The organism is Dyella tabacisoli (assembly GCF_003350925.1).
Lineage (GTDB): Bacteria > Pseudomonadota > Gammaproteobacteria > Xanthomonadales > Rhodanobacteraceae > Dyella_C > Dyella_C tabacisoli.
In genome coordinates, this window is record NZ_KZ857174.1 from 533,374 (window position 1) to 549,586 (window position 16,213).

Consider the following 16,213-nt stretch of genomic DNA (forward strand, 5'->3'; position numbering starts at 1 on the left):
GGAGCAAACACCCGCCCCTCATCTCTCCAGCCGCGATACAATCCGCGCCTGCCAGCCAGAAGGTTGGTACGGGCGATGGGGAAAGGGATATGCCGCATCCGCGGGGGCTCATGGTGCTGTCGGTGTTGCTGCTCGCGCTGGTCGCCTGCGGCCGAACGCCCGTGCCTCTGACGCATGATGCCTACGTCTGGCAGCGCCAATGGAGTCCATCGCTGACTTTTGCGCTCAATCAGTCCGCCGATCTGATTCGTGACTGGCGTGTACTGGCGGCGCAGACGGATGCGAAGGGGCAATTGCGCAACGTCGCCATAGACCGTGCTGCACTTGCCGCTACGGGCCGTCCGGTGATCCTGGTCGTGCGTATCGATGGGCAGTTGGTGCAATGGGACGAGGACGCCCTGATTGCCCAGATCGTCGCGCTTCGTAACGATGGGGCAGGTGTTGCCGGCATCGAGATCGATCACGATTGCGGTACGGCACGGCTGCCGGCATATGCGCATTTTCTCGGTCGCTTGAAGCTGTCGCTGGGTACGTTACCGCTTTCTATTACCGCGCTGCCGGCGTGGTTGTCGTCAAGGGATCTCGATACTGTGCTTGGTGCGGTGGACGAAGCTGTGCTGCAAGTTCATGCCGTGCAATCGCCTCGGGCTGGCTTGTTCGATGTAGCGCTGGCGCAGCAGTGGGTCGGGACTTTCGCCAAACGCAGCAAGAAACCGTTTCGTGTGGCCTTGCCCAACTATGGCTCAAAGGTGAGTTGGGATGGCGATGGCCGGATGATTGCCATTGAAAGCGAGGCGCCGGCTTTGTCGGCGGGTGCCGAGTCGCGAGAGCTGGCAGCCGCACCGCGCGATGTCGCGCGCTTGCTGAAGATGCTGCACGACGATCCGCCAGCCCATTTTGCCGGTGTGGTGTGGTTTCGCTTGCCGACAGCCGATGACGTTCGTAGTTGGAGCCTGCCTACCTGGCGGGCGGTTATCCAGGGGCGGCCGTTGACTGCCCAGGTGGCGGCTATCGCCCAACCCGGTGCGGTGGCGGGTGCCCTGGATATTCTGTTGCGCAATGATGGCGACGTCGATGCGTCGCTACCCATCGCGCTGAGCTTGCCACACGATTGCGCCATCGCCGATGGCATCAATGGCTATCAGCTCGATCGTCGCAGCGATGGCCTTTATCTCAAACGCAGTCAGGATGGCTGGCTGCGCTCGCATCGCCAGCGCCAAGTAGGCTGGATGCGTTGCACTTCCTCAAAAGTGGATATTCATGTTGCGAATTAAACAGGGTCTGAGTCGGGTGATGGCTGGCGCGGGTTTGTCGATGCTGGCCGTCGCGGTGGCCATGGCCTGCGGCGGGTTTTTCCCCAATGCGATGTTTAGCGATCGTGTCGGTGCATTGCGCGGCACGCCCGCCAACACCTTTGCTTATGAGGCCGAGCATCTGGTCACGCCCGATCGTTCGGGCACATTGAGCGATGCGGACATCAATGCCTACGGTGATAAGGCCCTGGCGTTGCTGAAGGCGAACGTCGGAGCCGACGGCGATAAATCGTCCGCGCCGCCGGAGGCGGCAACGGGTGTTGCCGCGGATGCAGCCGAGCAAGACACTGCCCAGGCTGAAGATTCGCGGATGCAATGCGACTGGCGAAGCTTTTTCAACAGCACCGAGTGCGCCGCAGCCATCGTTCCGGCGGATCTGAAGCAAGCCATTGCCTTATATGCACAACAGACAGCGCATGGTTCGGCCAACGGCGTGCAATCGCTGCGCTTCATCGCGGGCTGGGCATTGAAGGATCGTGTGCGGGTCGATGCGCTGATCGACGATCCCGTCGCACAGCGTCTCTTAGTTGCCTATGCGCTTGCTCGTGTCGGCGATACCTATGCAGACGATAAAAGTGGCGATAGTGACTACTTGCCTCTGGACGCAGCCGTCGGCGCAAAGAACGTCAAAGTCAATCCGCAGTTGGTGACTTTGATTGATGCCATCGATGCGCATGGTCTGGGCCATAGCGAGGGCGCCGACCGTCTAGCGGCGTTGGCCTATCGCACCGGACGTTATGACCTTGCCGCCAAGATGGCGGACAAGCAAACCACGCCGCTGGCGAGCTGGGTGCGCGCCAAGCTGGCCCTGCAAAAGGGCGATCTGGCCGCCGCCGGTGCGGCCTATGCCGACGCCGTTAAAGCTTTCCCGGTGCAGGCGGTCGATCTGGCCTCGCTGGAGAGCGACAACGTCAGCCTGATCCGTGGGGAGCGCGGCGTGCTGGCGGTGGCGCGCGGTGAGTATGTCGAGGCGATGGGCTATATCTATGGCGCGGCACAAGGGCGTGCGTCCGACAGGCGCGACGAGGACTTTGGCGACCGCGATTACGAAGGTGATGTGACTTATTTGGCCGAGCGTGTACTGACCGCTGACGAACTGAAATCATTTGTCGATAAAAATGCGCCGGCCAATGTTCCAGCCTCGGCCGATGAGCGAGCCGCGTCGTTGCGTGTGACGCTGCGAAACATGCTGGCGCGGCGCTTGATGCGCGAGGGCCGCTATGACGAGGCCATGCCGTATTTTGCCGAGGTCACGCCGGCTGTTTTGCTGAAGCCACCGTTTTCTTCATCCGCGCAAGATGCGTTGACCCGGCAAGCCGCTCAGGATTTCGCCAAGGCGATGAAAGCCGCCGATCATGCGTGGAGCAGCACCGAAAAGGCACGTCAGTTATTTGCTGCCGCGCAAATCGCTCACGATCAAGGCGCAAACATTCTCGGCTACGACGACTGGCACAATCAATTGCACAATCAGTCTTTGAATCAAGCTGACGGTGCGCAGACGTATTTTGGCGCGGACGAAAGCAAGCGCTTGGAGGCCAGCGGCGGTGTGCGTATTCCCCATGAGCAATACATGTACACCGCGACCGATCTGGCATGGCGTGCGGCCGATGCCTTGCCGCCGCGCTCGCAAGCGTTTGCGGCCACTCTATGTACGGCCAGCGGTTGGATGATTTACGCCAACTACTATGTCTATGACGCGGAAAAAGATCGCGCGGCGCGGATCCATAAGATCTACCGCCGCTACGTCAAAGAAGGCCCCTATGTCGATTGGGCCGAAGACTTTGGCCGGCAATGCGAAGACCCTGACTTCACGGCTGCCGAAAGCATGGTGCGCGCGCAATATATCGCTCATGCGAAGCACTGGGCGCGCAGGGCGTTACCGTATCTTGCCGGTGTGACGGTGTTGATCGGGCTATGGGGCATCATGCTGTGGCGTCGTCGCCGCAAGGTAACCGCCGGGTAAGTCGAGCAAGTTGATTCGCGTCGATGGCGCGTACAGCAACAAGGAATATGCGATGTTAAAACGTAGCTTGATCGTTCTCACTGTCGTGGCCGGGTTGGCCGGAGCCGTGGTCTGGGCCTGCGGGCCGGATTTCCCGAATCAACTGCTGGATCATCGGGAGGGCGCACTCAAGTCGACACCGCAGAACAGCTTTGCGTTCGAGGCGAAACACTTGCTGGTAGCCACCGATGCGCTGCAGCCGCAAGAGACGAATATTTATTCAACCGATAAAGACGATAAGCAGCGCCAGGCAAAAATGCTGGGGCTCACGCCGGAGCAGGCGGAGCGTGTTGCCACGCTGCGCGATGCAGATACCGGTAGCGCTGCCTATGAGGATGGCAAGGATCTGCCGGCCGATTTGCGTTGGTACACCGCCGGCGCCGTGGACTACAGCAACGGGGCGATGGCTTGTGAAGGCAGCGACGAATCGGAGATGAGCGACGCCGAGCGCCAGGCATGCGCTCAGCCGGATGCCGAAGCCTGGGCGCATGCCGCAGCCAGTTTCGAGCATGTACTTGCATTGCCGCCAGAGCAGGCGAAGCTGCGTTCGGTATGGGCTGCTTATATGTTGGGCAGTATTCATGCGAAACAAGCGGAAGCCCAGGCGGGCGACGCTGCCGTATTCAATCGCGAGCGCGATGCCGCGGTGAAGTTTTTCGAGCTGGCGCGCGCCCGCGCGGTTGCCGGTGCGTCGGATACGCAAGGTCTGGCGGTGGCCAGCTTCGGTGAGCAGGCGCGGCTCTATCTTTACAACGGAGCGCGGCAGTGCAGTTGGGCTGATCTGTACAACGGCAATGATTGCGGCGATGGCATTGCGGCGGCCGATATCAAGCATGCCATTGCTCTCTACGCCGCGCAGGCCGGGCATGGCTCGGATAGCGCCGTCTTGTCGCTTGCCGCGATCGCCGGCGATGTGTTGAAGAGCAGCGAGCGTACGGCGGCCATCGTCGATGGGCCGGTTTCGCAGCGATTACTGGTGACCTACGCACTGGCACGCATGGATACGACGGATGCCGATATCGCTGCCGATATCACGGCGGATACCGGCGCTGCCGCCAAACAGACGGCCAAGGCCAATCCAGCCTTACTGGCACTGGTCGATGCGATCGAGCGGCAGGGTCTGGATCGCGTCAGCGGTGCCGATCGACTTGCCGCGTTGAGCTATCAAATCGGCCGATATGACCTGGCCGCGAAACTCGTCGATAAAGCACCCGGCCCGCTAGCGAGCTGGGTGCGTGCCAAGTTGGCCCTGCGCAAGGGCGACCTTGCGGCAGCGGGCGCCGCTTATGCGGAGGCGGCCAAGGCGTTTCCGAAAGCCGATGATCCCAAGGCGTCGCTGGAAGTGGACAGCATGCACTTGCTGATTGCAGAGAGTGGGGTGTTGGCGCTCGCCCGCGGCGAGTATGTCGAAGCGATGGGGCATCTCTACGATGCTGCGAATGCGGTGGGCGGTAGCGGCAATACCTATGACGAGAGCTCCGGCAGCGGCATCGGTTATGGCAACGATGCCGCTTATGTCGCCGAGCGTGTACTGACGGTCGATGAGCTGAAGAGCTTTATCGATGCCCGTGCGCCCGCATCGCCCGCGCCTAGTCCGGCCTCGGCGAAAAGCACGCAAGAGGCATGGGCTTACGGGCAGACCCCGCTGGCCGATGAGCTGCGCTGGCTGCTTGCCCGCCGTTTAATGCGTGCGGCTCGTTACGATGAAGCGCAGAACTATTTTCCGGCCAGAGGGGATCGCCGTTTCGCTACTTCGGATCAGCCGGTTGTCGATCTACGCGCCAAGGCGCGCGAGTATGCAAAAGCGGTACACGACAGCGATCACGCCTGGACCGATATCGGCCGGGCGGAGGCGCGCTATGCCGCCGCTGTGATTGCGCGTGAACAAGGCATGGAGCTACTGGGTTACCAGCAGGGTCCCGATTATCAAGACAACGGCGGCGGCTACCCTGGCGGCTCAGGGCATACCGCCAATGATCTGAAAGGCAGTTATGTGACCGAAGGCGAGCGCCAACGTTTCGCTGGCAGCGGCGCGATGCCCGAGTTGCGTTTCCACTACCGTTATCTGGCAGTCAATCGCGCTTCCAGCGCCGCCGATTTATTGCCGCCACGCTCACAGGCATTTGCTGCGGTGCTGTGTAAGGCCACTGGGTGGATGTTGGACGGTCCTGGTGGCGGCTTTTATGACGGTCCCGGTGCCACTGCAGACGGCAGTCCTGCGACGGAGCCCGTCGATGAGCGCAGCAAACGTGTCAAGGAGCTTTACACACGCTATGTAAAGCAAGGTGCGTATGTACCGTGGGCGGATGACTTTGGGCGCAGTTGCGAAGAGCCTAATTTCGACGCGGCGAGAAAGCTCAAGCGCGCGCAGCAGATGGTCGCGATCAAGCACTATGTGCGCAGAAACAAGCTCTATGCCCTGGGTGGCTTTGTCGTTGTGCTGGGTGCTATCGCGGCTTGGTTTATTCGTCGACGCAGACAGCGTGCCGTGCAGTAAATCCGCTCTTCTGCGTGCGGAAAAGCCAACAAGCTGGGGCTGTGCTTTTGCGAAATGGCCCTGTGCCTTGTCTGTAAGGCGGATGCGCAGTACGATTCTTACTTCACAAAAGTAAGAATCGTCGTGATGAAAATTACCAGCAAAGGACAGGTTACGATCCCGCAGGCTGTACGCGAGCAGGCGGGTTTGCTTCCCCATAGCGAGGTCGAATTCGATGTGCGGTCCAATGGCGAGGTTGTCATCCGCCGTATGAGTACGCCGGTATCACCTATTCGAGCGGCCTTCCAAAAGGTGCGTGGCAGCGCGACCGCGCAGGAGTTCAAGGGTATGGGCACGGACGAATTCATGCGTTTTTTGCGTGGCTGATATGGCAACGAAACGCGCCGTTCGCGAGGCCCCGCAGCGATATGCCATGGTGCCAACGCTGGTTGACAGCAATGTGTTGATCGACGTGCTGGGCGATGATCCCCGCTGGGCCGACTGGTCGCTCGATCAGTTGGATCGTCTCGGACAACAGGCCCCCCTGGTCATCAATCCGCTGATCCTGGCCGAGCTTAGTCCGCGCTACGAGCGTGCCAGCGAGCTTGAGGATGCGCTTTCCGGATTGCCGCTCAAGCGTGAGGCGCTGCCATGGGACGCGGCATTTCTCGCCGGCCAGGCGTTCAAGCTGTACCGTGGCGCCAAGGGCGCGGTTGCAGGCCGGGCTCGTTCGCCGCTACCCGATTTCTATATCGGCGCACATGCTTTGCTACGTGGTATGCGCTTGCTGACGCGTGATGCCAAACGCTACCAGACGTACTACCCGAAGCTGGAAATCATCGCGCCATGATGGCTTGTGTATTCGCAGGCCGTTTTTATTGAGAAGTTCACGTTGTGAAAAAGTCTGATTTCAATTTTGAATTACCGCCTGAGTTGATTGCGCAGGCACCTTTGGCTGAGCGCTCAGCCAGCCGCTTGCTGCTTCTCGATGTGGTGGCGCAGCGGCGGCAGGATCACTACTTTCGCGAATTGCCCGATTTTCTACGGGCCGGCGATCTATTGGTATTCAACGACACGCGTGTCTTGCCGGCGCGATTGCATGGACGCAAAGACACCGGCGGCGCGACCGAGATCTTGATCGAACGCGTCACCGGCGAGCATGAAGCCACCGTGCAACTGGGCGTGAGCAAAAAGCCGAAAGAGGGCGGGCGTATCGAGTTGGCTGATGGTAGCTACGCTACGGTGCTTGGGCGTGAGGGCTCGTTCTTTAAGCTGCGTTTTGAATCTCCTGAGCCCTTGGCGCAATTACTGCTGAAGCTCGGCGAGATGCCATTGCCGCCGTATATCGACCGGCAGGCCGATGCCAGCGACCTTGAGCGCTATCAAACTATCTATGCGCGTGAACCGGGGGCGGTTGCCGCGCCTACCGCAGGTCTGCATTTTGACGAGTCGCTGCTGGCGAAATTGCGCGAGCGCGGCGTGGATTTCGGCTATGTGACCCTGCATGTGGGGGCCGGTACCTTTCAGCCTATCCGCGTGGACGACATTAAAGACCATCAAATGCACCGCGAGTGGTTAAACGTGGGCGCCAGCCTGGTCGAGAAAATTCAGCGTACCCGCGCTGCTGGCGGCCGCGTGATCGCTGTGGGCACCACCGTGGTGCGTGCGCTGGAAAGCGCCAGTTACGAGGGCGAGCTGCATCCGTTTGCCGGCGAGACGCAAATTTTCATTTTCCCCGGCTATCGCTTCAGCAGCATTGACGGTTTGATTACCAATTTCCATTTGCCGCAATCGACCTTATTGATGCTGGTTTCGGCACTGGCCGGCCGCGAATTCATGCTCGACTCCTACCGGTACGCGGTAGATCAGCATTACCGCTTCTTTTCCTATGGCGACGCGATGCTGATCTTGCCGACAGGCGACTGACCCGTGCAGCTAAACTAGGCCGATGACTTCTCTTCAATTCGATCTCTACGCCACTGACGGCGCCGCCCGTCGTGGCCGCCTCAGCTTCCCCCGTGGCACGGTGGAAACACCGGCGTTTATGCCGGTGGGCACTTATGGCTCAGTCAAGGCAATGACCCCGCGCGATGTCCGTGACATCGGTGCCGAAATCATCCTGGGCAATACTTTCCACTTGTTTCTGCGGCCGGGGCTGGAGGTCGTCGAGCAGTTCGGCGGGCTGCATCGCTTCATTGGCTGGAACGGGCCGATCCTGACCGACTCAGGCGGCTTCCAGGTGTTCTCCCTGGCGCATAAGCGCAAGATCACCGAGGAGGGGGTGACCTTTGCCTCGCCGGTGGACGGCTCCAAAGTGTTCTTGTCGCCGGAAGAGTCGATGCGCATCCAGACGACGCTGGATTCGGACATCGCCATGATTTTTGACGAATGCACGCCGTATCCGGCTACCGAAAAGGTCGCGGCGACGTCGATGGAGCTGAGCTTGCGTTGGGCCGAGCGTTCACGGCAAAGCTTCAACGATCGTAACAACCCCAATGCCTTGTTCGGCATCGTGCAAGGCAGCGTGTATGAAAACCTACGCCGCCGTTCGGCCGAGGGGCTGATACACATCGGCTTTGACGGTTACGCCGTCGGCGGCCTGGCGGTGGGCGAGCCCGAGGCGGAGCGCAATCACGCGCTGGATTTCACCGTGCCGTTGTTGCCCAAAGACAAGCCGCGTTACCTGATGGGGGTGGGGCGGCCGGAGGACATCGTCGAGGCCGTTCGCCGCGGCATCGACATGTTCGATTGCGTTATGCCGACCCGCAATGCGCGCAACGGCTTCTTATTCACCGCCGAAGGTACTTTGCGCATCCGTAACGCGAAATTTTCTCTGGATACTCGGGTGATCGAGGAAGGCTGCGACTGCTATGCCTGCGCCAATGGCTTTTCCCGTGCCTACCTGCGTCATCTGGATCGCTGCAACGAAATCCTCGGCAGCCAGCTCGCCACCATACATAACTTGCGCTACTACCAGCGGCTGATGGCCGGCTTGCGCGAGGCTATTGCGGCAGGACGGTTGGAAGACTTTGTGGCTGAGTTTTACGCGCTCCGGCAGGGTGGGGTAGTCGGCTGACAGTCACGTTTTCCGTATGTCGGTAGCCTCCGGGGGCTTGGAAAGCGGCACTATCGTCGCCAAAGCATTGTGCGGGCTGGCCTTGCGGTGCATGCAGGGCCTTGGGGCGCATGGCATAATCCACGATCTTTTTTCAGGCGCAGGGAAGAAATTCCTGTTGGCGCCGCAACTTGCGAGACAAAACGATGAATCTTCCAATCTCCTTTGTGATCGCTCAGGCCGCTCCGGCAGCCGCCGGCGCTCAGGCGGGGAACCCGCTGATGACCTTTCTGCCGCTCATTCTGTTGTTCGCGGTGTTCTATTTCCTGATGATCCGCCCGCAGATGAAGCGGCAGAAGGAGCACCGCACTATGGTCTCGGCCCTGTCTAAGGGTGACGAGGTAGTGACCAACGGCGGCATCGCCGGGCGCGTGGAAGAAGTCGGCGAGTCGTTCATCACCGTCGAGATCGCACCGAACGTGTCGATCAAATTGCAGAAGGGCGCGGTGTCGCAAGTGTTGCCCAAGGGTTCGCTGAAGTCGTCCTGATGGGGCGAAAGGCGGCCTGGTGCCGCCTTTCAACACTCTAGGATCTACGCAATGACGCTACCGCTGCGGCTTATAAACTGCGGCTTTGACGGATTTTAGGCATGAGTGATTTTCCACGCTGGAAGTATGTGCTAGTCGCGATCGTACTGGTGCTTGCCACGTTCTATGCGTTGCCCAATGTGTTCCAGCCCGTACCTGCTGTGCAGATCATCGCCAACCACAATGGTGTGGTCGATGCTGCGCTACAGCAGAAGGTGGCCGGCGCGTTGAAGCAGCAAAACGTGGCCTATAGCAACATGGCCATCAATGGCGATCACCTGCTGACTAGCTTCGCCAATGGCGATGCGCAGAAGAGCGGTGCTGATGCCATCAAGGCCGCGCTAGGCGATGACTACACCGTTGCATTCAACCTTCAGTCGACCGTGCCGGGCTGGCTGCGTGCCATCGGCGCCCGCTCCATGCCATTGGGTCTGGACTTGCAGGGCGGCGTGCACTTCCTGATGGAGGTGGACCAGAACGATGTGCTCGACAAGAAAGAGGCCGGCTACGCGGACGATATCCGTACTCTGCTGCGCCAGAAAAACATCCGCTACGATTCGGTCAACCGCAATGCCACTCGCGGCCAAGGCGTGGCCGTGGTGCTGCGTTCGGCCGAGGACCGCACGGCGGCGGCCAACGCGATTGCGGTCGAATACCCCGACCTCAGCGTGCAAGACGGCGCCACCACCGGCGACCGCTTTTTGCTCAATGCCGCGGTAAAACCGGAAAAACTGCGCGAACTGTCGCTCAATACCATTCGCCAGAACCTTGGCACCTTGCGTAACCGTATCAATGCGCTGGGCGTATCGGAGCCGATCATCCAGCAGCAAGGCGATAGCCGCATCGTGGTCGAGTTGGCCGGCGTGCAAGACACCACCGAGGCGAAGAAGCTGATTGGCGCTACCGCGACGCTGCAATATCGCGCAGGCATCGGCTTTGCCGGCGACCCGCAGGCCGTCGAGGCTGCGCGTACCGGCAATATTCCGCCGAATGCCAATTTGTATTACATGCGCGATACCCGTCAGCCGGTGCTGGTGGACAAGAAAATCATCGCCACCGGCGACGAGCTGATCGACGCCTCCTCGACCTTCGACCAGACCAGCGGCTCGCCCGCGGTGTCGGTTTCGCTGAACTCCAGCGGCGCTCGAAAGATGCAGGATTTCACCAACGGCAACGTCGGCAAGCCGATGGCCGTGGTGTATATCGAGCGTGTGGTCGATACCAAGATCGTCGACGGCAAGCAGGTTCGCACGCCTACCATCACCTATTCGGTGATTAACGACGCGCGTATCAGCAGCCCTTTCGGCAAGCAGTTCCAGACCACCGGCCTGCGTAGTCCCAAAGAAGCCTCCGAGCTGGCCTTGCTGCTCAAGGGCGGCGCACTGGCGGCGCCGGTCGATATCGTCCAGGAGCGTGTTATCGGCCCCAGCCTGGGTCAGGACAATATCGCCAAGGGTTTCAAGGCGGTCATGATCGGTCTGGGGCTGGTGCTGTTGGCGGCGGCGATCTACTACAAGCTGTTCGGCCTGGTGGCCGACATCGCGTTGTTCTTCAACCTGGTGGTGCTGGTGGCGATCATGTCGATGATCGGGGTCACCCTGACCATGCCGGGCATCGCCGGTATCGTGCTTACCCTGGGTATGGCGATCGATGCGAACGTGCTGGTTTGCGAACGTATCCGCGAAGAACTGCGCAATGGCTCGACACCGCATGCCTCGATCCGCGCCGGCTACGAAAAAGCCTGGGCGACCATTCTGGATGCCAACGTAACCCACCTGATCGCCGCGCTGGCGCTGACCACGATGGGCTCAGGCCCGATCAAAGGCTTCGGCGTCACTCTGCTGATCGGTATTCTGACCTCGATGTTCACCTCGGTCACCGTGACTCATGCCATCACCGCATTGATCCACGGCCATCGCAAGCTCAAGACGCTGTCGGTCTGAAGAGGAACGGAAACACATGGAAATCTTCAACCACAACAGTAATGTCAACTTTCTTGGCATGCGCAAATTCAGTATCGGCATCGCCGCCCTGCTGATGATCGCCTCGATCGCACTGATCGCGACCAAGGGTCTCAACTATGGCCTGGACTTCACCGGTGGCGTGTCCATCGTGGCGGACTACCAGCAGCCGGTAGCCATCGCCGACGTGCGCGCCGCGCTGGAGAAGGGCGGCATCGAGAACGCGGTGGTGCAGAGCCTCGGCGGTACCAAAGAGGTCTCGATCCGTTTGCAGCCAACGGCAGCCATGCTCGACGAGAAGGGCAAGGTAAGCCTGGACAAGGCCGCTGACGATGTCACCAAGGCCCTGCGGGCGATCCGCCCGGATGCCGCGCTGACCAGTCGCGACTATGTCGGCTCGCAGGTCGGCGAGGAGCTGCGCAGCGACGGTGTGGTGGCTGTGATCGTGGTAATCATCGGCATCATGGGCTATCTGTGGATCCGCTTCGAACGCCGCTTCGCGATCGCGGCGGTGGTCACCGAGGTGCACGATGCGTTGGTTACCGTAGGCATCTTTGCGCTGACCCAGCGCGAGTTCGACCTCACCGTGCTGGCCTCGGTACTGGCGGTGGTCGGTTACTCGATCAACGACAAAGTGGTGGTGTTCGACCGCATCCGCGAGCTGTTCCGCCTGGCCCGCAAGGCCGAGCCGGAGGAGATTCTCAATCGCTCGATCAACAACACCCTGTCGCGAACCATCATCACCTCCACCTTCACGGCCATCACCATGGCGGCGCTGTACTTCTTCGGCGGTCCGGTAGTGCACGGCTTTGCCATCACCATGCTGATCGGCATCCTGGTCGGCACCTTGTCCTCGATCTTTGTCGCTAGCCCGATCCTGCTGTGGCTGGGGGTATCGAAGAAGGATCTGATGCCGCAAGTCAAAGGAAATCCTGAGCTGGAACGGCGTCCGTAAGGCGAAACATATTACGAAGTCTTAACACTAGAGGCCCGGTTTCCGGGCCTTTTTTATGCGCGTCGATAAACCTGAACGTGTTTTCACACGAATCGACCCAAGGACGATCGGCCCTTGTGGTCCCGGCACCGTAGATGGTTGCTTATATGCAAGTTAATACGCTTATAAATCGTAATAACTAATGGCAAAAGTTATTCGTATTTTCTTTTGATGAACGCAAATAAATGCGCATATCTCGTGCGAACGCACATTAAAATGTTGTTGACTTGACGTAAAAAATACCATTATGTTTCATCACATTCCTGCGCAAACATACTGCTGACTGGGACTAAAAGCCGGTCATTAGGACTGCGTCGGGGAGGGCGAGAGATCGGCTGAAAGGGAGCCTTCCGCGCAGCGGAACGGGTTTCAGTCGATTACTGGCGGATCACCTGGCCAATCGATTCATAAATCGATTGCCTGGATTATTTTTGCTCATTCATGAGCTGCAATGGGGAGATACATAATGAGTTTTGGTTCGATGAATCGCGGTTATTTGCTGCGACGCTCGGCGTTAGCAGTAGCCTTGACCATGGGGATGGCGGGCGTAGCGTTTGGCCAGTCCACCACCGGCGGTATTTTCGGCCAGGCCGAAGCCGGCGAGACCGTCAGCGTCAGCAATACCACCGGTTTGACGCGTCAGGTTCAGGTCGACGATAGCGGCCGTTACCGCATCGGCAATCTGCCGTTGGGTACATACACCGTCTCCCTGCAGAAGGGCGGCACCACGGTCGATACGCGTAAGGACGTGAACCTTACCGTGAACTCGAACACCGAGGTTTCCTTCGCCAGCGCCGCGCATGCAGCGTCGTTGTCGGCCGTAACGGTCACTGCGAACTCGTTGCCGTCGATCGACGTGAGCGGCGTGGACTCGCGCACCGTCATCACCTCGCAGCAGTTGGCGCGCCTGCCGTTGGCACGCAGTGCCGAAGCCATCGCCTTGCTCGCACCGGGCGTGGTTGCCGGTAGCGGCCTGTTCAACGGCCTTGGCCCGTCAGGCGGTAACGTCGTTTCGTTCAGCGGTTCGTCGGTGACCGAGAACGCTTACTACATCAACGGCTTTAACACGACCGATCCGCTCAGCGGCTTCGGCGGCATCACCCTGCCATACGGCGCGATCGACCAGCAGGAAATCATCAGCGGCGGCTACGGTGCGGCTTACGGTCGTTCTGACGGCGGCGTGATCAACCAGGTCGGCAAGCGCGGTACCAACGAATGGCATTTCGGCGGTCAGGTGCAGTGGACTCCGACCGATCTGAAGAGCGATCCGGTCAACTATTTCTTAGTCAACAAGAAAGACAATTCGCAAGGCAAGATGTACCGCTACAACAACGACAGCAAGACGTCGACAACGACCTACGACGCCTACGTCGGCGGCCCGTTGATCAAGGACAAGCTGTTCTTCTTCGCCGCGGTGGAAGCCGAGCGTGTGGCGGGCAAGAGTGTCGGTTCAATCGCCGCACCGCAGGACACCCACACGACGTTCAGCAATCCGAAATGGTACGGCAAGCTGGATTGGAACATCACCGACAGCAATATTTTCGAGCTGACCACGGCCTCCAACAAATCGTCTTATCGCGGCTCGCTGCATAACTTTAGCTACGCCACGAAAACGGATGGCGCGTTCACAGGCTATGACACGTCGACCAAGACGGGCGCGGATGTCTACTCGGGCAAGTTCACCAGCTACATCACCGATGATCTGACCCTGACGGCCCTGTACGGCAAGATGAAGGGTACGTACTACAGCAATACGCCCGGTTTCGATCCGACCTTGATCCATCTGTTCACACCGGATCAGCAGAATCCCGCGCTGAACGGCGGCAACCCGATCACCAACAGTCAGAACATCTCGACGGTCAACCTGCCGAGCCACAAGTCGACCAACACCAATCTGCGCATCGATCTGAGCTACAAGCTGGGCAGCCATACGCTCACGGCCGGTCTCGATAACCAGGACGTGAAAAATATCGACGGTGGTACCCAGTTCCCAGCATCCGGTGCGGGCTACGCCTGGGAATACACCAATTTCGGCGATCCGAATGGCTATATCGTCGGTGGCCCAGGTACCGCCCCAGGCACTGCCGATTGGCACAATTTCCCGTGGGTCGCCAACACTGGCGCGACACCGGGCGGTGCGACCGGCTACTACGTCGACAGATACCGTTACCACGACAATGCCTCGGTCCGCGTGGCACAGCGCGCGCAGTACATCCAGGACGACTGGCAGATCAACGATCGCTGGTTGGTCAAGCTGGGTCTGCGCAATGACCAGTTCACCAACTACAACGCCGCAGGCCAGCCGTATCTGCGTCTGACCAAGCCGCAGTGGGCTCCTCGTGTCGGCTTTAGCTGGGACGTGAACGGCGACTCCAGCTTCAAGGTCTACGGCAATGCCGGTCGCTACTACCTCGCCTTGCCGACCAGCGTGGCATTGCGTTCCGCCGGTTCGTCGCTGTACACCCGCGAGTACTACACCTATACGGGTATCGATTCGAACGGTGTCCCGACTGGCCTGACTCCGATCGCAACCAGCCAGGGCTTGGGTGCGCCCTTCTCGGCCAACGGCGAATATGGTCAGCCGCGCGATCCGAAAGTGGGCGCCGCCCAGGGCCTCAAGTCGGAGTACCAGGATGAGTACATCCTCGGTTTCGACAAGAAGCTGGGTGATTCGTGGGTTTACGGTGCCAAGGCAACCTACCGCAATCTGCGCAATGCGATCGACGATATTTCGGACGTCAGCTCGATCATCAACAAGATGAACAACATGGGTATTGATCCAAATACCTATGATCCGTCGGCGATTCCGGGCAGCATCCTGATAAATCCGGGCAAGAATGCGACCTTCAGCATTGCCAAGCTGGCTGGCGGTTACTACAACGTGCCGATGGATTGGAAGAAGGATTTTGGCTTCGACCAGGGCCTGAAGCGCAAGTACTACGCCTTGAACCTCTTCCTTGAGCATCCGTTTGATGGCAAGTGGTTCGGCCGGGTCGACTACGTGTGGTCGCGCAGCTACGGCAACAGCGAAGGTCAGGTCAAGTCCGATATCGGCCAGACCGACGTTTCGGCCACGTCTGACTGGGATTACTCGCAGTTGATGGTCTCGTCCAACGGCCAGCTCTCCAACGACCGTACGCACCAGATCAAGGCCTACGGTTCGTATCAGGTCGCGCCTGAGTGGATGGTATCCGGCAACCTGGCCATCTTGTCCGGCTCACCGAAGGAATGCCTGGGTCTGTACGGTCCGCTTGGAACCGACCCGGCGGGCTACGGTACGAACTACCACTTCTGCAACGGTCAGCCGGTCATTCCTGGCTTCAAGCACAACCCCTGGACATATTTGCTCAGCCTGAGTGCCGAGTACCGTCCAGAATGGGCTGACAAGAAGCTTGGCTTCAACGTGATGGTTTACAACGTGTTCAATAAGCAGGCCATCACGCAGACCTATGCTCATTACACCTCCAGCTATCAGCGTCCGTACACCTCACAGACGCCGCGGTATGTGCGTTTCGGTGTCAACTACGACTTCTAGTAGTTAGTTGCTGTGATGCCTCATCAACGAAGCTAGTTGTCTTCGTTGATGAAACTCTAGCCGCCAGGGATTTCCCTGGCGGCTTTTTTTGTGGCCGAGGGATTGGGGCCGGTGAAGTCTCCATCCAGCCCTGACCAGCCTGTGAATAATTACGAGCCGACTGTTCATAGAAGCCAACGTCGTAGGGATTTGAGGTTTGTTCATTGGGCAAACTTGAGAATCTGTTCATATTTAAGTTATTGAGTTATAAAAACATATTATTTTTACCAGTCGATTTTCGTAAAATATTG

Annotated in this window: 11 protein-coding genes; all 11 read left to right on the top strand. The window is 59.3% G+C overall.

Translation table 11 applies throughout. From position 1 onward, the window contains the following. The first annotated feature begins 89 nt into the window (after window positions 1-89). The 11 genes from DVJ77_RS06415 to DVJ77_RS06465 all read left to right on the top strand — a co-directional run bounded on the left by DVJ77_RS06415 (window position 90) and on the right by DVJ77_RS06465 (window position 15,923). A complete protein-coding gene (locus tag DVJ77_RS06415; RefSeq protein WP_114844619.1) occupies window positions 90-1,274 on the top strand; it encodes a DUF3142 domain-containing protein in 1,185 nt (394 codons plus the stop codon). Beyond that, window positions 1,261-3,276 carry a hypothetical protein gene (locus tag DVJ77_RS06420; RefSeq protein ID WP_162791387.1) on the top strand — a complete coding sequence of 672 codons (2,016 nt, stop codon included), beginning with the start codon at window positions 1,261-1,263 and terminating at the stop codon, window positions 3,274-3,276. The genes DVJ77_RS06415 and DVJ77_RS06420 overlap by 14 nt, the downstream gene beginning before the upstream one ends. Before the next feature lie 52 nt (window positions 3,277-3,328). Next, window positions 3,329-5,812 carry a hypothetical protein gene (locus DVJ77_RS06425; RefSeq protein WP_114844621.1) on the top strand — a complete coding sequence of 828 codons (2,484 nt, stop codon included), beginning with the start codon at window positions 3,329-3,331 and terminating at the stop codon, window positions 5,810-5,812. Between the two features lie 126 nt (window positions 5,813-5,938). Beyond that, window positions 5,939-6,178 carry an AbrB/MazE/SpoVT family DNA-binding domain-containing protein gene (locus DVJ77_RS06430; RefSeq protein WP_114844622.1) on the top strand — a complete coding sequence of 80 codons (240 nt, stop codon included), beginning with the start codon at window positions 5,939-5,941 and terminating at the stop codon, window positions 6,176-6,178. A gap of 1 nt (window position 6,179) precedes the next feature. Continuing rightward, window positions 6,180-6,641 (top strand): type II toxin-antitoxin system VapC family toxin, encoded by a 462-nt coding sequence (locus tag DVJ77_RS06435; protein WP_225427849.1) that lies wholly within the window; start codon window positions 6,180-6,182, stop codon window positions 6,639-6,641. Window positions 6,642-6,685: 44 nt separating this feature from the next. Then, window positions 6,686-7,717: a tRNA preQ1(34) S-adenosylmethionine ribosyltransferase-isomerase QueA gene (queA, locus tag DVJ77_RS06440; protein WP_114844623.1), complete on the top strand. Its 1,032-nt coding sequence runs from the start codon at window positions 6,686-6,688 to the stop codon at window positions 7,715-7,717. A 22-nt stretch (window positions 7,718-7,739) separates the two neighbouring features. Next, window positions 7,740-8,867 carry a tRNA guanosine(34) transglycosylase Tgt gene (tgt, locus tag DVJ77_RS06445; protein WP_114844624.1) on the top strand — a complete coding sequence of 376 codons (1,128 nt, stop codon included), beginning with the start codon at window positions 7,740-7,742 and terminating at the stop codon, window positions 8,865-8,867. A gap of 185 nt (window positions 8,868-9,052) precedes the next feature. Next, window positions 9,053-9,394, top strand: a complete 342-nt coding sequence (gene yajC, locus DVJ77_RS06450) for a preprotein translocase subunit YajC (protein ID WP_114844625.1) — start codon at window positions 9,053-9,055, stop codon at window positions 9,392-9,394. Between the two features lie 101 nt (window positions 9,395-9,495). After that, window positions 9,496-11,376, top strand: coding sequence for a protein translocase subunit SecD (secD, locus tag DVJ77_RS06455; protein WP_114844626.1), 1,881 nt, complete (start codon window positions 9,496-9,498; stop codon window positions 11,374-11,376). A 16-nt stretch (window positions 11,377-11,392) separates the two neighbouring features. Then, window positions 11,393-12,349: a protein translocase subunit SecF gene (secF, locus tag DVJ77_RS06460; protein ID WP_114844627.1), complete on the top strand. Its 957-nt coding sequence runs from the start codon at window positions 11,393-11,395 to the stop codon at window positions 12,347-12,349. Window positions 12,350-12,854: 505 nt separating this feature from the next. Next, window positions 12,855-15,923: a TonB-dependent receptor gene (locus tag DVJ77_RS06465; protein ID WP_225427850.1), complete on the top strand. Its 3,069-nt coding sequence runs from the start codon at window positions 12,855-12,857 to the stop codon at window positions 15,921-15,923. Window positions 15,924-16,213: the final 290 nt, after the last annotated feature.